Annotated in this window: 14 protein-coding genes, 1 other RNA gene and 1 pseudogene; 12 read left to right on the top strand and 4 right to left on the bottom strand. The window is 62.4% G+C overall.

The genetic code is table 11. From position 1 onward, the window contains the following. Nucleotides 1–29 precede the first annotated feature (29 nt). Entirely contained in the window at nt 30–2,255 is a 2,226-nt protein-coding gene (locus tag H3T92_RS03455) for a transglycosylase domain-containing protein (RefSeq protein WP_144084931.1), read from the bottom strand. 194 nt (nt 2,256–2,449) lie between these two features. Here H3T92_RS03455 and H3T92_RS03450 point away from each other — a divergent pair, with 194 nt between their 5' ends. Beyond that, entirely contained in the window at nt 2,450–3,592 is a 1,143-nt protein-coding gene (locus H3T92_RS03450; RefSeq protein ID WP_198189385.1) for an inositol-3-phosphate synthase, read from the top strand. A gap of 251 nt (nt 3,593–3,843) precedes the next feature. Here H3T92_RS03450 and glf read toward each other — a convergent pair whose 3' ends face one another. Beyond that, complete coding sequence (gene glf, locus H3T92_RS03445) at nt 3,844–5,022, bottom strand: UDP-galactopyranose mutase (RefSeq protein ID WP_198189384.1); 1,179 nt, start codon at nt 5,020–5,022, stop codon at nt 3,844–3,846. A 236-nt stretch (nt 5,023–5,258) separates the two neighbouring features. Between glf and ffs the strand changes: the two genes are divergently transcribed. From ffs to H3T92_RS03420, 5 genes and pseudogenes are all read left to right on the top strand, one after another. Continuing rightward, an RNA gene (ffs, locus tag H3T92_RS03440) (signal recognition particle sRNA small type) lies at nt 5,259–5,349 on the top strand. A 98-nt stretch (nt 5,350–5,447) separates the two neighbouring features. Further along, nucleotides 5,448–6,467, top strand: a complete 1,020-nt coding sequence (locus tag H3T92_RS03435; RefSeq protein WP_144084933.1) for a phosphatase PAP2 family protein — start codon at nt 5,448–5,450, stop codon at nt 6,465–6,467. Between the two features lie 149 nt (nt 6,468–6,616). Further along, nucleotides 6,617–9,463, top strand: coding sequence for a type I DNA topoisomerase (gene topA, locus H3T92_RS03430; protein ID WP_144084934.1), 2,847 nt, complete (start codon nt 6,617–6,619; stop codon nt 9,461–9,463). Further along, nucleotides 9,460–10,113, top strand: a pseudogene (gene tmk / locus H3T92_RS03425) (dTMP kinase); the annotation flags it as partial. The gene topA and the pseudogene tmk, both read left to right, overlap by 4 nt. A 326-nt stretch (nt 10,114–10,439) precedes the next feature. Then, nucleotides 10,440–11,600 (top strand): DNA polymerase III subunit delta', encoded by a 1,161-nt coding sequence (locus H3T92_RS03420; RefSeq protein WP_045924934.1) that lies wholly within the window; start codon nt 10,440–10,442, stop codon nt 11,598–11,600. A gap of 19 nt (nt 11,601–11,619) precedes the next feature. On the opposite strand, the gene H3T92_RS03415 is transcribed toward H3T92_RS03420, so the two are convergent. Further along, nucleotides 11,620–12,678: a LacI family DNA-binding transcriptional regulator gene (locus H3T92_RS03415; protein ID WP_198189382.1), complete on the bottom strand. Its 1,059-nt coding sequence runs from the start codon at nt 12,676–12,678 to the stop codon at nt 11,620–11,622. A 51-nt stretch (nt 12,679–12,729) separates the two neighbouring features. Then, entirely contained in the window at nt 12,730–12,996 is a 267-nt protein-coding gene (locus tag H3T92_RS03410) for an HPr family phosphocarrier protein (protein WP_144084937.1), read from the bottom strand. A gap of 233 nt (nt 12,997–13,229) precedes the next feature. Here H3T92_RS03410 and ptsP point away from each other — a divergent pair, with 233 nt between their 5' ends. The 6 genes from ptsP (at nt 13,230) to H3T92_RS03380 (ending at nt 19,851) form a co-directional block, all read left to right on the top strand. Further along, the gene (gene ptsP / locus H3T92_RS03405) at nt 13,230–14,879 is read left to right on the top strand and encodes a phosphoenolpyruvate--protein phosphotransferase (protein WP_144084938.1); all 1,650 of its coding nucleotides are present in this window, start codon (nt 13,230–13,232) and stop codon (nt 14,877–14,879) included. 77 nt (nt 14,880–14,956) lie between these two features. Next, on the top strand, nt 14,957–15,403 hold the full coding sequence (locus H3T92_RS03400) for a PTS sugar transporter subunit IIA (RefSeq protein WP_144084939.1): 447 nt from the start codon (nt 14,957–14,959) through the stop codon (nt 15,401–15,403). Nucleotides 15,404–15,445: 42 nt separating this feature from the next. Next, complete coding sequence (locus H3T92_RS03395) at nt 15,446–15,718, top strand: PTS sugar transporter subunit IIB (RefSeq protein WP_024626949.1); 273 nt, start codon at nt 15,446–15,448, stop codon at nt 15,716–15,718. Nucleotides 15,719–15,806: 88 nt separating this feature from the next. Further along, a complete protein-coding gene (locus H3T92_RS03390) occupies nt 15,807–17,354 on the top strand; it encodes a PTS ascorbate transporter subunit IIC (protein ID WP_144084940.1) in 1,548 nt (515 codons plus the stop codon). A 205-nt stretch (nt 17,355–17,559) separates the two neighbouring features. Beyond that, the gene (locus tag H3T92_RS03385; RefSeq protein ID WP_144084941.1) at nt 17,560–18,132 is read left to right on the top strand and encodes a YbhB/YbcL family Raf kinase inhibitor-like protein; all 573 of its coding nucleotides are present in this window, start codon (nt 17,560–17,562) and stop codon (nt 18,130–18,132) included. Nucleotides 18,133–18,324: 192 nt separating this feature from the next. Then, entirely contained in the window at nt 18,325–19,851 is a 1,527-nt protein-coding gene (locus H3T92_RS03380; protein WP_144084942.1) for a C69 family dipeptidase, read from the top strand. Nucleotides 19,852–19,886 lie beyond the last annotated feature (35 nt).

Raw genomic sequence — 19,886 nt, 5'->3', positions numbered from 1 at the left:
CCGGATCGGACCGGTCTGTCCGGACAGCCTTACTGTTGGGATGACTCTGACCCGGAGTTGCCCTCGGTGGTTCCGCCGTTGCCGCCTTCGGCCCCGCCTCCATTGCCTGAGCCCGAGCCGCTGCCGGCTCCTGACTCCTCCTGCGGGACTATCTGCTGCTGGTTGCGCTGCTGAGGCACGTATTCATAGTTGTAGTTGCGCCTGGGCGTATAGGAGTAGCTCGGCTTATACCCGGTGCCCCAGCTGCCGTCCGGTCCGCCGATCTTGCCATGGTCCTCGGCCGCAGGGAAGCGCTCCACCGGGCTGTTGCCCAGGGCCGACTTCATATACTGGGTGAACAGCTGGACCGGATAGAACTCGTTCTGATAGACATCAGGCACCTTGAGGGCACTGCCATCCTGTCCTTGGTTCCAGACGGCGAAGGTGGTCAGCAGCGAGGGAGTGAATCCGATGAAGGAGATGGCTGTCTGGTCGTTGGCTGTACCTGTCTTGCCGGCGATGGGCCGGCCCAGGGAACGCGCGTAGGAGGCGGTGCCGTACTGAACCGTGGTGGTCATGGCCTTCTGCAGCAGGGCCACCTGGTCGGCATTGAAGACCTGGTCCGACTGGATCGCCGCGGTGTAGAGCTCCTGATCCTTGGCGTCCTTGACCTGGGCCACCAGATGCAGCAGGGGTCGCTTGCCCCCGTTGGCCAGAGTGGCGTAGCCCTGGGTCACGTCATAGACCGAAAGAGCATCCAGACCCAGGGTGTCGAAGGTGGTCGTGTCGTCGATCTTGCCGGTGATGCCGGCCGTATGTGCCAGCTGGGCCGTCTTCTGGGAGGTCACGTGCTCGCCCAGATCCATGAAGACCGTGTTGACCGAGTTGGCGAAGGCCGAGTAGAGGTTGATGTACCCGTAGCTGACCTGCCCGGCATTAGCGACGGACTTGCCTACGCTGGAGAAAGTGCGTGGAGAGTTGCCATTGAAGACCGTGTTGAGGCTGACCCCATCCTGGATGGCTCCCAACAGGGTGTAGGCCTTCATGGTCGAACCCACCTGGAAGGTGGCCTGGTCCACATTGTTGAGCTGGTGGGTCAGATAGTCGTCCCCCGCGTACAAGGAGATGATAGCGCCGGTCTTGGGGTCGACCGAGAGCCCTCCGGTCTGCAGGGTGGGTGGCTGGTGCTTGTTGCCGGTGGTTGGACTGGCCACTTGGAACATCAGATCCTGTTTGTCTTTCTGAATGGTGGTGATGATCCGGTAGCCGCCCGTGTCCAGGTCGTCTGCGGTGAAGGGGGCCTTTTTGCCGGAGGACAGCTCATTGCGCACCATGCGCAGCAGGTAGCCGTTGGGCCCCTGGTAGACGTTCTCCGGCGAGTACTTGATGGTCTGCGGCATCTGGGCGCCGACCCGGTCCTTGTGGCTGATGTAGTGGTCTTCCTCCATGATGCCCAGCACCCGGTGGAAGCGCGATTCAGCCTGCTTAGGGTTGATCGCCGGATCCCAGGAGGCCGGGGCGGGGATGATGCCGGCCAGCATGGCCGACTCGGGCATGGTCAGCTCCTTGGCGTCCTTGCCGAAGTAATTCTGGGCGGCGGCCTGGATACCGTAGGCGCCGCGGCCGAAGTAGATGGTGTTCATATAGTTGCACAGGACCGTGTCCTTATTCTCGGTCCTGGAGATCTTCAGGGAGAGGATGGCCTCGCGCAGCTTGCCCTTGTAGGAGGTGGTCTCGCCCAGATAGTAGCGCTCGGCATACTGCTGGGTGATGGTGGATCCGCCCTGCCGGGTGCCCTTGGTCACGTTGTTGAGCAAGGCCCGGCCGATGCCCTTGAGGTCGATGCCGTTGTCCTTGTAGAAGGAGCGGTTCTCCGAGGCGACGACCGCATTGCCCACGTATTTGGGAAGGACCGTGCAGTCGATGATCTGCCGGTTCTGGTCGGCGTAGGTGCCAATGGGGGTGGTGCCGTCCGCATAGTAGACTGTGGTCTTTTGCGCCAGGGCCTGCTTCTCCGGTGGGATGATCTCAGTGGTCAGGTACAGATAGGCGAAGGCCGCCGCTCCGGCGACCAGCACCAGTCCCAGCAGGGCCAGGATCCACTTGAGTACACGATGTGACTTGCGGCGCTGTCCGCGGCGGGGCCCGTTACCCCGGGGGTTCCGGTCGGCATGCCGCGAGGTGGGTCTGTCGGTGCGATTGCCGCTCCCGCGCGACCCGGACTGGGCCCTGCGGGTGGGCGAGGTCGAACTGACTGAACGAGTCTGATTGGCCATGCCAACCACGCTATCCGGCAGGGCTGAAAACTGTTCGACCTAGGGCTGAACGTTCATCATTTTCGTACGTTTGTGCCCTCCCGGGAGGTCTGTCCTGCCAGCTGGCACGCATATGAGGCTTCATGCCACCATGCAATCCATCGGGAGAAGGTATGCTTAGGTTGGAAATAACTCAGTAAATCAGAGGAGTTTGTATGAGCATCCGTGTAGCTATAGCGGGCGTGGGCAACTGCGCTTCCTCGCTGGTACAGGGAGTCGAATATTACAAGGACGCCAAGGATGATGACAAGATCCCTGGCATCATGCATGCCAACTTCGGAGGCTACCGCATTCGTGACGTGGAGTTCGTGACCGCCTTCGACGTGGATTCCCTCAAGGTCGGCAAGGACCTGAGCGAGGCCATTTTCGCCTCGCAGAACAACACCTACAAGTTCTGCGACGTTCCCAACAAGGGCGTGGAGGTCCTGCGCGGGCCGACCGGCGATGGACTGGGCGAGTACTACAGCAAGATGATCACCGAGTCGGATGCGGAGCCCGTGGATGTGGCCCAGGTTCTGCGTGACAAGAAGGTCGATGTGCTGGTCTCCTACCTGCCCGTCGGTTCTGAGCAGGCTGACAAGGCCTACGCCACCGCCGCCATCGAGGCCGGGTGCGCCTTCGTCAACTGCCTGCCTGTCTTCATCGCCTCCGACCCCGAGTGGGCCCAGAAGTTCCGCGATGCCGGCCTGCCCATCGTGGGCGACGATATCAAGAGCCAGGTGGGCGCCACCATCACGCACCGCGTCATGGCCCGCCTCTTTGAGGACCGCGGCGTGCGTCTGGACCGCACCTACCAGCTGAACGTGGGCGGCAACATGGACTTCATGAACATGCTGCAGCGCTCCCGTCTGGAGTCCAAGAAGGTTTCCAAGACCCGTGCGGTCACCTCCATCGTTCCCCACGATATGGATCCCCACAACGTCCACATCGGTCCCTCCGACTATGTGGCCTGGCTGGATGACCGCAAGCTGGCCTTCGTGCGCCTGGAGGGCACCACCTTCGGCGATGTCCCGCTGAATCTGGAGTACAAGCTGGAGGTCTGGGATTCGCCCAACTCGGCCGGCATCGTCATCGATGCCCTGCGTGCCGCCAAGATCGCCCTGGACCGCCACCTGGCCGGCCCGGTGCTGGCACCCAGCTCCTACTTCATGAAGTCCCCGGCTGTTCAGCATGAGGACAACGAGTCCCGCCAGCTGGTCGAGGATTACATCGCCGGCAAGGTCGAGGGCGACGAGAGCGCCCTGGATGCCGATGTCAAGGCCGCCAAGGAGAACGGCAAGGACGTCTGGCACGCCTGAGCCTGCAGATTCTGCCTGATTGATGTCTGGGGCGCCTCTTCCAAGGTCGCCCCGGATGCATGAATGGCAGATGCTTGGTCTGGAAAGAGGCCGGTCGCTTTTCATAGGCGGCCGGCCTCTTTGTATTCTGAACGGAACAGTGCTTTCGGATTTGCTGGCTCAACCTGGCGCCGAGTTCTTCAGTCTCAGGCTCCCTTCAAGGATTTCCTCTGAATTGCCCCTGGAAGATCGTCAGGAGTGCAATCAGGGTTTCAGTCCTTGGTGTGGCCTACCAGGGGAGCGATCCGCTTATCCCAGGCATTCAGAGCTGAATTGATGACCTGGTGCATGTCGTAGTAGGCGTAGGTGCCCAGGCGGCCGCCGAAGACCACCTTCGGCTGCTGGGCGGCCAGCTGCTTGTACTGGGTGTAGAGGGCGCGGTCGTCGCCCGTGTTGATGGGGTAGTAGGGTTCGTCGCCCTTGCCGGCGAATCGGCTGTACTCCTCCCAGACCACGGTGCGCTCATGATTCTGGCGGTCGTAGCGCTCGGGGTTGAAGTTCTTGAACTCGATGGCGCGGGTGTAGGGCACGTCAGGATCGGAGAAGTTCATGACCGGGCAGCCGAAGTGGTCGTCCTCGTCGTAGCGGCGCTCCTTGAAGTCCACGGTCCGCCACTTGAGCTCGCCCAGACGGTAGTCGAAGTAACGGTCGACCGGGCCCGTGTAGACCACGGGGACCTGCCCCACCAGAGCATCCCGGTTCCAGGGCTGGGAGTCGTCGAAGAAGTCGGTCTTCAGGCTCACCTGGATGTGTGGGTCGTCGATCATCCGCTCGAACCAGGCCGTGTAGCCGTCCTTGGGCAGGCCCTCCCAGGTGTCCTTGAAGTAGTGGTTGTCGTAGTTGAATCGCACTGGCAGCCGCTTGATGATGGAGGCGGGCAGCTGTGAGGGGTCGGTCTGCCACTGCTTGGCCGTGTAGTTTTTGATGAAGGCCTCATAGAGGGGGCGGCCGATCAGGCTGATCCCCTGATCGTTCAGGTTGCCCGGGTCGGTCCCGGCCAATTCGCCGGCCTGTTGACGAATCAAATCCCTGGCCTGCTGGGGGGTGTAGTGGGCGTGGAAGAACTGGTTGATGGTGCCCAGGTTGATGGGTAGGGGATAGACCTCGCCCTTGTGGGTGGTGTAGACCCGATGGGTGTAGTCAGTGAATTCGGTGAAGCGATTGACGTACTCCCAGACCTTGCGGTTGGAGGTGTGGAAGAGGTGTGCGCCGTACTTGTGAATTTCGGCCCCGGTCTCCTCGTCCATGTAGGAGTATGCGTTGCCGCCGATGTGATCGCGCACGTCGATGATCTGCACTCGGGCTCCACTGTGCTCGACCGCCTGCTGGGCCACGGTCAGGCCAAACAAGCCAGCGCCTACAATCACCAAATCAGCATCCATGTCAGCCATTCGTCTTCTGCCATCCATCCCTTGTCGCTGTGATGCCGGGGTGCCTATTGTCTATTGTCAGGGTCCGGCATGATCCGTGATCAACCGCTGGAGTACGGCGATCCTGTTGTTTACATGCTAGCGTACGGGCCTGGTTGGGGAAACGGCGGGCGGTGATGTCAACTGAATGCGCACCTGGCACGGAGGGTTCGGTGCCTTTTAGTGGACAAGTGGAATCTGTCTGCTATCATGGTGACTTGCTCTCACGTGGCGTTATGTCACCCAATCCCCCCAGGGCAGGAATGCAGCAAGGGTAAGTGGCCTCTGGCGGGTGCGTGGGAGTTTTCCATATCTGTCCTGCCTGGGCTGGCTGAAGTCGTGAAGGGAACGCGTCCGTCGGACGGGGTGTCGGCTGTCGACCCAGGGGTTGGTTAGAGTCTTGAGGTATGACCAACAAGCACAAGCAGGGCGAAGCGCAAGAAGCCTGGTACCGGGATCCGAATGAGCAAACCGAAGCGGACGGCAGCCATGTTGACCGGGATCCTTTGACGTCTCGCCCCCGGATTTCGGCCCTGGTTCTGTGCCTGGTCGCCGGCCTGGCCTGCCTGGGTCTGGCGGCTCTGGTCTGGTGGGCAGCTGTGTGGACTGTTCCCGGGCAGACCTATGACGACATGGCCCTGACCAACTTCCGCGGTTTCCTTGATCAGGCGCCCCTTGTCAAGGCTTATCTGGGACTGTTCGCCATGCCCTATGTGACTGTGGTGATCTGCGTGGTGCTGGGCCTTGCAGCCCTGGTGGTTGTTCTGGTCAGGCGCCGGTGGTGGCTGCTCGGCCAGGTTGCCGTGTATGCTCTGGTGGTCTACGGGGCGGCGCGTATGCTCAAGCGCTTCCTGCCTCGCCCGGTGCTGATCCATTCTCAGGCTTCCACAGCCAATTCTGCCCCCTCAGGTCACACAATCCTGGCTTTGGCGGTGGTCCTGGCTCTGCTCTGTGTGGTGCCGCGTGTTTGGAGGGCCCCGGTCGCCTTGGTGGGGTTCGCTTTTGACTTGTCTGTGGGCTGCTCGCTGGTGCAGGGAGGTTGGCATCGCCCCTCAGACGTGGTCATGGGCGTGCTTATTCCGGTCGGTCTCTGCCTTATTGCTCTGGCCGTCACTCGTGGCACCGGGATGGACGTTCCTGGAACCAGGATGTCCTCGGCTTCGATCCAGATTGTCGCTACCTTGATGCTGGTGGCAGGGTTCCTGGGGATGCTCTATGCCTGCTATGTCATTTGGCAGGTCAGCCCTGGTCTGGAGATCGGCGCTCGGTGGGCGGCCTACGGGGTTCATTGCTCGGCCGTCATACTGATGGCCTCCCTTCTGTCGCTGACCCTGGGACTGGTTCTGGCGCTGAGGCAGATTACGGCCTCGCCTCTGACCAGAATGGGCCTTGTCGGTCGGCCCCCGGCTCCTCCCCAGAATGACTGAAGTCAGTCGCTGAGCATACTGAACGTCTCTGATTCATCCACCCTGGATCCCAGGGATCCACACCCATGCACAATGACCCCTTGATTTGCATGGTGACGGAACCTCGTGAGTAAGATGGCGTGCGAAAGACCACAATATAAGGAGAGGCCATGGCATCCGGCAATAAGCTCGTCATTGTTGAGTCGCCAACCAAGGCAAAGAAGATCGGCGGGTACCTGGGCAAGGGCTACACGGTCATGGCCTCGGTGGGCCATATCCGCGACCTGGCCCAGCCATCGCAGGTCCCGGCCTCCCAGAAAAAGGCCTACGGCAAGTTCGGCGTGGACGTGAACGATGGCTTCAAGCCCTACTACATCGTGGACGACAAGAAGAAGCACACGGTGTCCGAGCTCAAGAAGGCGCTGAAGAACGCCGACGAGCTCTACCTGGCCACTGATGAGGATCGGGAGGGGGAGGCCATCGCCTGGCATCTGGTGCAGACCCTCAAACCCAAGGTGCCGGTAAAGCGCATGGTCTTTCATGAGATCACCCCAGAGGCCATCAAGGATTCGCTCAAGCACACCAGGGACGTGGATGCCCACATGGTGGATGCCCAGGAGACCCGCAGGGTTCTGGATCGGCTCTATGGCTATGAACTTTCACCGGTGCTCTGGCGCAAGGTGGGTCCGGGGCTGAGCGCCGGGCGTGTCCAGTCTGTGGCGACTCGGCTGATTGTGGAGCGCGAGCGTGAGCGCATGGCCTTCGTCAAGGCCTCCTACTGGGATCTGCTAGCGCATCTGGTGCAGGAGGATGCTGGGGAATCGTCATCGTCGGGCGGTTTTCAGGCGCGGATGATCGGTCTGGGGGATCAGCGGCTGGCGGTCTCCAAGGACTTCACCTCCAAGGGTCAGCCGACGCAGGCTGCAGCCAAGGAGCAGGTCCTGCAGCTGGATGAGCAGCACGCCCGAAGCCTGGCTGAGACGCTGAAAAATCAGGACTTCACGGTGACGGGTATGGAGACCAAGCCCTACCGGCGGCGCCCCCAGCCCCCCTTCACCACGTCGACCCTGCAGCAGACGGCAGGCAACCGGCTGGGCATGAGTTCCCGGGCCACCATGCGCGCTGCCCAGGGGCTCTATGAGAACGGGTTCATCACCTATATGCGTACCGATTCGGTCACCCTCTCCCAGGAGGCCATTGCCGCTGCTCGCAAGGGGGTCGAACGCGAGTACGGGGCCGAGTACCTGTCGGCTGAGTCCAAGCAGTATGTGACTAAGACCGCCGGCGCCCAGGAGGCCCACGAATGCATCCGGCCCGCCGGTTCCACCTTCCATAGGCCCCAGGAGCTGGCCGACCGTCTGGCCCCTGACCAGCTCAAGCTCTACACCCTGATCTGGCGTCGCACCCTGGCCTCGCAGATGGCCGACGCCACCGGGTCCACCGCCACCATCCGCCTGTCGGCTTCGACGGGCAAGGAGGGCACAGCCCTCTTCCAGGCTTCAGGTACCGTCATCAAGTTCCCTGGCTTCCTTAAGGCCATGGGTTCAGGCCCTGAACAAACCGATGAGGATTCATCTCTGCCTCCGGTCCAGAAGGGCGACGTGCTTCGTGCTGCTGCCCTTGAGCCTGAGGGCCATGAGACACAGCCGCCGGCCCGTTACACCGAGGCCTCCCTGGTCAAGACCCTGGAGGCCAAGGAGATCGGCAGGCCTTCCACCTATGCCAGCATCATCTCGACCATCATCGATCGCGGATACGTCTACGAGCGCGGTCGTGCCCTGATCCCCTCCTGGCTGGCCTTTTCGGTAGTCAGATTGCTGGAGACCAATTTCCCCAAGTATGTGGACTACCAGTTCACGGCGCAGATGGAGAACGGCCTGGACATGATCGCCCATGGCAAGGAGCGGGGCAAGGACTGGCTGACCCGGTTCTACTTCGGCTCTGGCCCGGGCGCCGCTCAGAACGCTGACCAGGCTCATCAGGGCTTGCAGGAGCAGGTGGCCCAGTTGGGAGACATCGACGCTCGCAAGATCAACACCATCGAGATAGGCGATGGCCTGCAGGTGAGGGTCGGCCGCTACGGCCCCTATCTTGAGGATACGGCTGACCTGGATGCCGACGGCAATCCCAAGCGCGCCTCGTTGCCACCGACGATGGCTCCGGACGAGCTGACGGTGGCAGCGGGCCATGAGCTGATCGCAGCCAATGCTGGCGGTCCCCGTCAGCTTGGCAAGGATCCGGAGACCGGCGGTCGGGTTGAGGTGCGCAAGGGTCGATTCGGGCCCTATGTGGCCCTGATCAGCCCAGAAGAGGAAGCGGCCGAAGAGAAGAAGCCGACTGGTAAAACTGCACGGACGGCCAAGCGAACAGGTCCTAAGCCCAAGATGGCTTCGCTCTTCAAAACCATGGATCCAGACACGGTCACCCTGGAGGATGCCCTGAAGCTGCTCAGCCTGCCCAGGACAGTGGGCAGCATCGAGCTGACCGATGCCAAGACGGGAGCAACCAGCCAGGCCACCGTCACAGCCAGCAACGGTCGCTATGGCCCCTACCTGACGGCCACCAAAGCCGACGGCGGCACCGAAACGCGTTCGCTGACCGACGAGGATCAGATTTTCACCATTGACCAGTCCGGGGCCAAGGCCCTCTTCGACCAGCCCAAGTACGGACGGCGTTCCCGGAGCGCGGCCAAGCCTCCTCTTCGTGAGCTGGGTACGGACCCTGACAGCGGCAGACCCGTCACCATCAAGGACGGATTCTACGGTGTCTATATCACCGACGGGCAGACCAACAGGACCCTGCCCAAGCAGTACACGGCCCAGTCCATCGAACCGGAGGTGGCCTTCCGCCTGCTGGCAGAGAAGCGCGCGGCCGGACCCGCCAAGCGGCGTGGCAGAACCACTCGCAAGTCGACCGCACGAAAGGCGACTGCCCGCAAGTCGGCTACTCGCGCCCGCAAAACCACAAAGAAGGCCAAGGCCGCCAAGACTTCCAAGAGTACGGAGCATCAGGCATGAGTGATGGTTTGTTCATTTCCTTCGAAGGTGTGGATGGGGCAGGCAAAACCACCCAGGTTCAACGAGCACACGACTATCTGCAGGAGTGCGGACTGCGATCCCAAGTCACCCGCGAACCAGGCGGCACTCCCGTCGGATTGACCATTCGGGAACTCGTTCTGCATGGCTTGGCTGCTTTCCCCTCGGTTGCCGTGACCGGTGGCACTGATGTGGTTGATGCCTCCGACGATCTGGCCCCCAGGACCGAGGCCCTGCTCTATGCAGCGGATCGGGCCGAGCATGTGGCCCAGGTGGTGCGTCCGGCTCTGGATCGCGGAGACATTGTGCTCTGCGACCGCTACCTGGATTCCTCAGTGGCCTATCAGGCCGGAGGCCGTGATCTGTCGGCGGACGTGATTCGTCGGCTGAGCCTGTGGGCCAGTCAGGGTTTGTTGCCCAAGCGCACCTACCTGCTGGATGCGGATCCGTCTCAGTCAAAGTCGCGTCTGGATCATGAACCCGATCGGCTGGAGTCGGCTGGCGACGACTTCCAGCAGCATGTGCGTCAGGCATTCCTGCAACTGGCTCAGAGGGAGCCTGACCGGTTCCTGGTTATCGACGCCACCCAGTCCATCGACCGGGTCTGGCAGGTCATCCAAGATGATTTGGACAAGCTGATTGAGGGCCGCGAGCCTGATCTGCCGCAGGTCGATGATGAGAATGATGACGCTGACGCTCAGGACGATGCCGACGATGACGAATCGACTGCAGAATATGAGGACGACGGGCAGGATGCCGAGTCGGACTGGACTGAGGCTGCGGATAGGTCCGATCAGGCATCGGAGGCTGATGACGACCTGCAGGGTCAACTTGATGGTGAGCAGGACGATCAGTCCATGGATGCGGAAACAGTCGGCGGGGATGCTGACGACGATTCGATTCCTGTGGATTCCCCGGCTCGCTGGTTGCTCCGGTCCCGCCTCCTGCGGAAGACCCGATGAGCGTCTGGGATGCCATTGTGGGCCAGCAGCCCACGGTCGATCTGCTCAAGCGGACGGTGGCCGCTCAGGCGCAGGGTCATGACGAGGTGGCGCAGTCCTGGCTGATCTGCGGCCCTCCTGGATCAGGACGCTCCAATCTGGCCCGGGCTTTCGCGGCGGCCCTGATCAGTCCGGATCAGGGCCTGAGCGACCAACCCACCCGCGTCACTCAGCAGGTCCTGGCAGGAACCCATCCGGATGTGACTATACTGTCCACCAACAAGGTCACTATCGGCATCAACGAGGTCAGGGAGCTGATCATGACCTCGGAGCAGATGCCTTCAACCTCGCGTTGGCGGGTCATCATCATTGAAGACGTGGACCGGATGCTGGAGCGGACCACCAATGTGCTGCTCAAGGAGATCGAGGAGCCGGCTGAGCACACCATCTGGCTCCTATGTGCACCCAGCGCCCAGGATGTGCTGCCCACTATCCGTTCGCGGACCAGGGTGCTCAACCTGGCGGTGCCGTCCAACACTGCTGTGGCCGATTTCCTGACCGACCAGGTGGGCGTGGACCGGCCTCTGGCCGCCAAGGCCGCCCGTCTGGCTCAGGGGCATATCGGCATCGCTCGTCTCTATGCCACCAAGGATCAGGTTCTGGCCGACCGTGATGAGCTGGTGGTAGGTCTGCTGGGTCTGCGGCGCGCTTCGGATGCCGTGGTCCTGGCTGGTCGGGTGGTCGATGCGGCCCGCGATCAGGCCACTGCCACCGTAGACGACGAGGTGGCCAGGGACGAGCGGGAGTTTCGGCAGATCAACGGACTCAGGGACAAGGAGCGTATTCCCCGGCAGCTGCGCGGGGCCTACCATGCCTTGGGGGGCAAGGATCAGGTTCGTCGGCGGGTCACCAGGCTGACCCGGGATGTGCTGGACCGCAACCTGAGTACCCTGGCCAGCGTCTACCGGGATGTGGGCGTCTTGCAGAACGGCGCCGAGGAGAAGGCCGGCTTGGTCAATCTGGAGAATCGGGCGGCAATTGCTGATCTGTCCGTCAGACTTTCCAGGCAGGGGGCTATCGATCGCATTCAGCTGATCGCCCGGGCTCGCAGGAGACTGGCTGCCAATGGTTCGCCGCTCTTGGACTTCGAGGCTCTTTTCTGTACCCTGCTGGTCTGAGCGCAAACCCAAGGGTTCGTCAGGCGAAAGTGCCTGGCGAGGTCATGTTGCTGCTGCCGATCCTTGGCGACCAGGTTGATTCCCTGCACTCCAGTGCCGGCGGCAGAGCCACATGGGATGGCAGAATGGACTGTCCCTTGGCATCGACCAACCGCAGGGCCTCCTGGACGATGCCCTCCAGGGGAGTCTTGACTGCGGTCAAGGTCGGACTGCTGACCAGGCAGGCAGGGCTGTCCACGAAGGCGGCCACCTTGATTTGGTCGGGGACCTGGAAGCCCAGTTGGTTGCAGGCCATCAGAGCGCCCAGAGCCAGCGAGTCGTCCCCGCAGATAATGGCATCGGGATGGTCGCTTCCCGCGCTGAGCATGGTTGCGACGGCATCGTGGCCGCGTTGCATGCTGCATGGGCCGAACTGGACCCAGTCCGGCTGAGGAGTCATCCCCAAGGTGTTGGTCAGGGTGGAGAAGGTCGTGAAGAGCTCGGAGGCAGCGCTGGTGCTCAGTTCACGGCTCAGATAGGCCACGGCATGCGCGTTCTGTTCGGCCAGGTGGGCAATGATCAGCCGCATGGAGGCGGCCTGGTCCATGCCGACCCAGCTGGTGTGGTAGGAGACCGGTCTGCCGCCGACCTGGACGATGGGCAGCCCGGATGGCAGGTCAGCCGGCATGCCGACCGGATCGTCGTCCGGCGAAGGAACGACGATGATTCCTTCGACCTGTCGGGCCGCCATTGATCTGATGGCCGCCTCGCGCTCCTGGTCGCCCCTGACGGATATGACCAGCAGGTAGCGACCCTGTTCGGTCAGCCTTCTGCTGAGCAGATCCAGAATGGATCCGTCTAGCCCCGCGGAGGTGCCGCACAGAACCAGCCCTACGGTTCTGCTGCGGTCCGAGCGGAGTGCGCTGGCAGCAAAGTTGGCCGAATAGTTGAGCTTCTCGGCCGCGGCTCTAACCCTGCGGCTGATGTCGTCATTCTTGCTTCTATGGCCGGAAAGGACGCGGGACACAGTCGCCGTGGAAACTCCGGCCAGAGCTGCGACGTTGGCAATGGAAGGCTTATTGTCCGCCGTGTGTCCCATTGGTTCCCTCGAAGATCTCTCCGCGGATGTCGGTTGCAGCTGGCGGCGGGGCTACTCGGCCTGGGTCAGCTTGGTGACCAAGGAATCGGCCACAAACTCGGCCTCGTCGCCATCGACGGTCACAGTGACCTTGTCGCCCTTGGCGATGCCCAGGCTCATGACCATCAGAATGCTGCCGGCGTCCACGGGATCGCCCTCGCCCTTGGCTATGGTGACCTTGCATCCGCTGGATGCGGCGGCCTGCGAGAACTCCGAAGCGGGCCTGGCGTGAATGCCTACCGGGTCGGTGATGACGGTGGAACGTTGTGCTGTTGCCATGATTACCAGCTCTCCTGAAGATATGGCCGGTTCTGTCGAACCGGCATGTCGAGTGATGAATACGCTGGTTATCTTACCACCGTCAACAAGGAATTACAGAAAACGATTACCGTTGAAAAACAAATGGATTTGTGTATACTGAACATCGTTGCTTAAAGAACGTTTCCACCGCCGTTGTGGAGCTTGCCTCAAGGGCGGCCTGCACGCAGTGGCCAGGCACTAAGGAGTGCGACATGGAGATCCAAGGCGTGGGCATTGGCCGCGGCGTTGCCGTTGGCCCGGTTATCCATATGGCGGCCGGACTGGATGTGCCCGGTGATGAGGCGAGGCCTGAGAATCTGACGGCGGATGCTGAATTCAGCAGGGTCGAATCCGCCCTGGCATCGGTCAACAGGGATCTGCTTGCGCGCGCCAAGGCCGCCCAGGATGGGCAGGGGGCCAAGGATGCTGCTCCGATTCTGACCGCCTTGGCCCAGATGGCCCAGGACCCGGCCCTGAAGACCTCGATCCGATCCCTGCTGGATGGTGGCAAGACCGCCGAGCGATCCGTTTATGAGGCTTTTGCCGACTTCGAGGGGAAGCTCCAGGCCATCGGCGGCTACATGGGGGAGCGTGCCAACGATCTGCATGATGTAGGCCAGCGTGTCATCGCCCATCTGCTCGGTGTCCCGGCCCCGGGCGTGCCGGAAAGCGACAAGCCATTCGTCCTGGTCGCCCCTGACCTGTCTCCGGCCGACACCTCCAGCTTGGACATGACCAAGGTGCTGGCCATTGTCACCATCGAGGGCGGTCCGACCAGCCATACCGCTATCCTGGCCCGGTCCAGGGGGATCGTCGCCGTCGTGGGCGCTCAGGACGCAGCCGGGCTGTCCGACGGACAGACGGTCATCGTCGATGCAGCTGCCGGCAAGGTGACTGCCGATCCCAACCAGGAACAGATCGAGAAGGCTGAGCAGGCCCGACGCGAAGCGGATCAGGCCAAGGCTTTGCGAGGCCGCCCTGGTCAGCTCAAGGATGGAACCAGGATCCCCCTCCTGGCCAATGTCGGCAAGCCCGCGGATGCTGATCCGGCCTTGGAGTATGGCGCCGAAGGGGTTGGACTCTTCCGCTCGGAGTTCCTCTTCCTTGGCAACGAGCAGGCTCCCGGCGTCGAGGAGCAGGCCAAGGCCTACCGTGCTCTTCTTGAACGCTTCCCTGGCCGCAAGGTGGTCATCCGCCTGCTGGATGCCGGCGCCGACAAGCCTCTGCCTTTCCTGACCCAGGCCGACGAGCCCAATCCTGCCCTGGGGCTGCGTGGTCTGCGCACGCTGAAGGTCCACAGCCAGGTCCTGGAGGATCAGCTGGAGGCCTTGGCCCGGGCCGATGCCGAGACCAATGCTGACCTGTGGGTCATGGCGCCCATGGTCGCTGACGAGCACGAGGCTGACTACTTCGTCCGTCTGGGCAAGAGCAAGGGGCTCAAGCGCGTGGGCGTCATGGCCGAAGTTCCTTCGATTGCACTGATGGCCGACAAGGTGGCCAAGGTGGCCGATTTCGTCAGCATCGGCACCAACGACCTGACCCAGTACACGTTGGCCGCCGACCGCACATTGGGCTCGGTCGCTTCCTATCAGACCGCCTGGCATCCTGCCGTCCTCAGGGCCATCAAGCTCATCGCTGATGCCGGTCAGGCCAACAACATGCCTGTCGGAGTCTGCGGCGAGGCTGCTGCCGATCCGGACCTGGCCGTAGTTTTGGCCGGCATCGGCGTGACCAGCCTGTCCATGACTCCGGTCGCCCTGGATGATGTCCGCGCCGAACTGGCCAAGCACACCATGGACGAGGCCAAGGCGCTGGCCGCCAGGGCTCTGGACGGGGAGTTCTACCATCCCCAAGGGTGGTGAGCAGTCGGCCGGATCCACGCGAATCCACCGGATCTGGTGCAATCAAGCAAGTCAAACAGCACGAGCAAGGAGCAGACATGACGGATTTCCAAGCCTTCCTTCCCGACACATCCTTCGCCCTGGATGTGCCGGCGGCTGACTGGCGGGACGCCATCCGCAAGGCGGGCGACAGGCTGGTGGCCTCCGGGTTCACCACCGATGCCTACACGGACCAGATGATCGAGACCGTCGAGAAGATGGGACCCTACATCGTCATCGCCCCCGGTCTGGCTCTGGCCCATTCCCGGCCCAGCGAGGCGGTACTGGGAACCGGCCTGAGCTGGGTAAGGCTGTCCACGCCTGTCGAGTTCGGCAACAAGGCCAATGATCCGGTCTCCCTGGTGATCGGTCTGGCCGGACGGGATGAGCAGGAGCACCTGCAGGTGATGTCCGCCATCGCCGGTGCGCTGACCGACGCGAAGAAGACCGAGCAGCTGGCCAAGGCCGGCACCCCTGACGAGGTCCGCGCCATTCTTCAATCGTGAACAAGATGCAGTAAGAGCAAACAAGAAACAAAGGAGCAACTCATGGATATTCTCTGCGTATGCGGCAACGGCATCGGCACCTCGGTCCTGCTCAAGGTCAACGTCGAGCAGGTGGCATCGGAGCTGGGCATGGACGTGACCGTGACCACCTCCGACGCGGGCAGCGCCAAGGGCACGGCCAACATGAACGACCTGGTGCTGACCTCGCCCCAGCTGGCGCCCGAGCTGGAGGGGACCACCACCCCGGTCGAGACCGTCCAGAACTTCATGGACAAGGACGAGATCAAGGGCATCCTGGAGCAGTACGCCGACTGATGCGTCCGGCGGGCATTCGTCATCGCCAGGCCGATGGGACGCCCGCTCTTTCGCGGTAAGAACAAGAGAGAAATAGTAAGGACAAACAATGAATGTCTTCCTTGCGGTGCTGAACTTCATCAGCCAGGAGATTCTGAATGTGCCCGCCTATCTGATTGGCATCGTGGCGGCCATCGGCCTGATCGCCCTGAAACGGAGCGCAGGCCAGGTCATCTCGGGTGCCCTCAAGGCGGCCATGGGCTATCTGATCCTGGGCGCCGGCGCCACCGTGGTGACCAACGCCCTGGATCCCTTCGGCAAGCTGGTCTTCAAGGCTACTGGCGCCCACGGGGTCGTCCCCACCAACGAGGTGATCGTGGCCCAGGCCTCCAGCCAGTTCGGCGCAGCCTCCGCCTATATCATCGTGCTCAGCTTCATCGTCATGATCCTGCTGGCACGGTTCACCCCGCTCAAGTACGTCTTCCTGACCGGCCACCATATGGTCTTCATGTCCACCCTGCTGGCCCTGGTCCTTTCGATCGGGTTCGGCAAGGGCAACAACCTGCTCATCGTGCTGATCGGCTCCCTGCTCATGGGCGTGATCATGGTGGCCATGCCCGCCTTCGCCCAGCCATACATGAACCGGGTGACCGGCAGCGACAAGCTGTCCATCGGCCACTTCAACACCTTGGGCTACGTGGTCTCGGGCGCGGTCGGCAGCGCTGTGGGCAAGAAGTCGCGTTCCACCGAGGACATCGACTTCCCCAAGGGGCTGAGCTTCCTGCGTGACTCCATGGTCTCCACCACCCTGCTCATGGTCGTCCTCTACCTGGTCTTCGCTGTCTGGACCGCCTTTGTGGTGCCGGCCAAGGCCGCTTTCGCCGTCTTTCCGTCACACCCGGCCAACTGGGGGGCCTTCTTCATGGCCGCCTTCGCCCAGGCCTTGCAGTTCGGCATCGGCGTGAGCATCATCCTCTACGGCGTTCGCATCATCTTGGGCGAGCTGGTGCCCGCCTTCCAGGGCATCGCCAACAAGGTGGTCCCCGGCGCCCGTCCTGCTCTGGATATCCCCATTGTCTTCCCCTACGGTGCCAACGCATCCCTGATCGGCTTCCTGGCCTCCTTCGCCGGTGGTCTGGTGGCCCTGGTCATCATCGCCGTCTGGCTCGGGCCCGTCTGGGGTCTGGCCCTGATCCTGCCGGGCATGGTGCCCCACTTCTTCGATGGCGGCGGTGCCGGTGTCTTCGGCAATGCGACGGGCGGCCGCATCGGCGCTGTGGTCGGCGGCTTCATCAATGGTCTGCTGATCACCTTCCTGCCGGCCATCCTGATGACGGTTCTGGGCAGCTTCGGTCTGTCCAACGCCACCTTCGGCGATGCCGACTTCGCCTGGTACGGCACCGTGGTCGGCAAGCTGGCCCAGCTGGGTATCCCTGCCGGGGCCGTGGTCCTGGTGGTCCTGGCCGTGGTCATCTTCGCCCTGGCCTGGATCTGGCAGGTCAAGGTGGTCAACACCGGATGGATGCCTGCCGCCAAGCATGCTGAGTTCATCGCTGATGTCGAGGCTAAAGAGAAGGAGGCCAAGGCTCAGGCTCGTGCAGCCGCCAAGGCCGCCCGCGCCGAGGCCAAGGCCGCCAAGGCAGCAAAAGCCGAATAGGCATGTGCAAGCGCGCCCTATAGGCGCCAGGAGAAAGGTCCTGCTGATTCCTTTCTCCGCCCCAACTCAGAGTCGCCCGTTTCCTTTCTACGTGGAGGGAAACGGGCGACTCTTGCATTTTGACCCAGCGCGATGGGCTTTATTGCTCCAAGCGTCTTTAACGGATGAACTTGACCCCGTCACTGGAGCGGGCGAGAATCGAACCATGAGGATTATCACAGATTTCGGCACCATTCCCGATCGGTACGCCAAGCGTGCCCCGCAGTCCCTTACGCGCAAGGGACGTCCTGTCGTCTCCTTCCCCTTCCGGCTTGAGGATGTACCCCAGGAGGCCCGTTACCTGCATTGCATGCTGGTGGATCCTGATTCCGTGCCGGTCTGCGGCTTCCCTTGGATCCACTGGTCCCTGGCCAATCTGCCTGTTGACGCTCTGGCTGCCCTGCAGTCTGATGAGGCTGACAGCTCTGTGCTGGCCATTCCCGAGGACTTCTCCAGAAACCTGCCCAATCTGATTCCCGGTGTGCCTCAGGGCCGGACTTCGGCCGCCTCGCCGCTGGTCATGGAGGAGGAGATCGCCGACGATCCCGCCGTGCTCATGCGCTACAACGGCCCCACCCCTCCAGACCAGGTTCATGACTATGTGCTGTCGGTCTGGGCCACGAAGGAAGCTCTGCCGAATCTGGAGGAGGGATTCTGGCTGAACGCCCTGGTCCATGCCGTTCATTCCGCCCAGCCTGTAGCCGCTGCAGCTCGGGTTTGGCTGCCAGCCGATGCATGAGAATTTGATTTAGCGCACATCCCCTGATATTGGGACCGATATTGGGGCGGTCTGGCACTAGAGTGAGGCCATGCCCCAAGTGCGCAGACGGCCGTCATCCCTGCCTGCCCACGCAGTCGGTTGGAACGGCATCCTCCGGCGTCCGGACTGGTGATGACAGTTGACCGCAATCAGACAAAGGAAGACGCTTATATGCCCTGCACCACGCTTCTGATAGGCAAGCACGCCAGTTATGACGGATCCACCATCATCGCCCGAAATGAGGATTCAGCCAACGGGGAGTTCCGTCCCAAGCGCTTCGTCCTGGTCGCTCCCGACCAGCAGCCACGGCACTACCGCAGCGTGATCAGCCACTTGGAGATGGATCTGCCCGAGGACCCCATGCGCTACACCTCGGTGCCCAATGCTGTGCTCGATCAAGGGTTGTGGGCCGAAGCGGGCGTCAACAGTGCCAACGTGGCCATGTCAGCCACCGAGACCATCACCACCAATGAGCGTGTTCTGGGCGCCGATCCGCTAGTGGAGCTCACCCCCGCCCAGGGCCGTCCGGGGGAGGAGGGCTACCTGGCCGAGGTGCCCGGGGGCATCGGCGAGGAGGACCTGGTCACCATCGTCCTGCCCTATATCCGCTCGGCCCGGGAGGGTGTCCTGCGGCTGGGTTCCCTTCTTGAGCGCTACGGCACCTATGAGATGAATGGCATTGCCTTCAGCGACGTGGACGAGATCTGGTGGATGGAGACCATAGGCGGCCATCACTGGATCGCCAAGCGGGTGCCCGATGACTCTTATGTGACCATGCCCAACCAGCTGGGCATTGACGAATTCGATCTGGACGACGCCTTCGGGGAGCAGACCGATCACCTTTGCTCGGCCGACCTGCGGGAGTTCATCGCCGACAACCACCTGAACCTTGCCGTGGAGTCGGCCTCGCCCTTCAATCCGCGTGATGCCTTCGGATCCCATAGCGATTCGGATCATGTCTACAACACGCCTCGGGCCTGGTATATGCAGCGCTTCCTCAACCCCTATGACGAGATCTGGGATGGACCGGATGCTGATCATGCCCCCACCAGCGACAACATTCCCTGGTGCCGCCAGCCCGAGCGGCTGATTACCGTGGAGGATGTCAAGTATCTGCTCAGCTCCCACTACCAGGGCACGCCCTACGATCCCTATGGGCGGACCGGCAACGAGCACACCAAGGGGCTCTACCGGCCCATCGGCATCAACCGCAATGACCAGCTGGCCCTGATCCAGCTGCGCCCCTACCGGCCTGAATCCTGCCGGGCCATCCAGTGGATGTCCTATGGGTCCAACGCCTTCAATGCCCTGGTTCCCTTCTATGCCAATGTGGATCGGACGCCCGACTATCTGGCCAACGCCACTGACCGGGTCTCCACGGACAGCCTCTACTGGTCCGACCGGCTGATCGCCGCCCTGTGCGATTCCGAATTCGCCGGCACCTCGGCGGCTGTCGAGCGTTACCAGCAGAGCGTGGGCGGCGAGGGCCACTGGCTGATTGCCGCCGCTGACGAGCAGGTGGCACGGCTGGAAGGCGCCGACCAGGGCACCGACAACGCCGAGGTGCGCCAGGTGTTGGAGGCCGCCAACCAGGACATGGCCGACCGTCTGCGCAAGGAGACCGATGACCTGCTTGGCCAGGTGCTCTACACGGTCAGCATGGGCATGCGCAACGGCTACCACCTGTCCGACAACTGAGCCATCCGATTTGCAAAAACCATTAAGGAGGAGAG

This window comes from Bifidobacterium sp. W8112 (assembly GCF_016101425.1).
Taxonomy (GTDB): domain Bacteria; phylum Actinomycetota; class Actinomycetes; order Actinomycetales; family Bifidobacteriaceae; genus Bombiscardovia; species Bombiscardovia apousia.
This window is presented reverse-complemented; position numbering and strand designations above follow the sequence as displayed.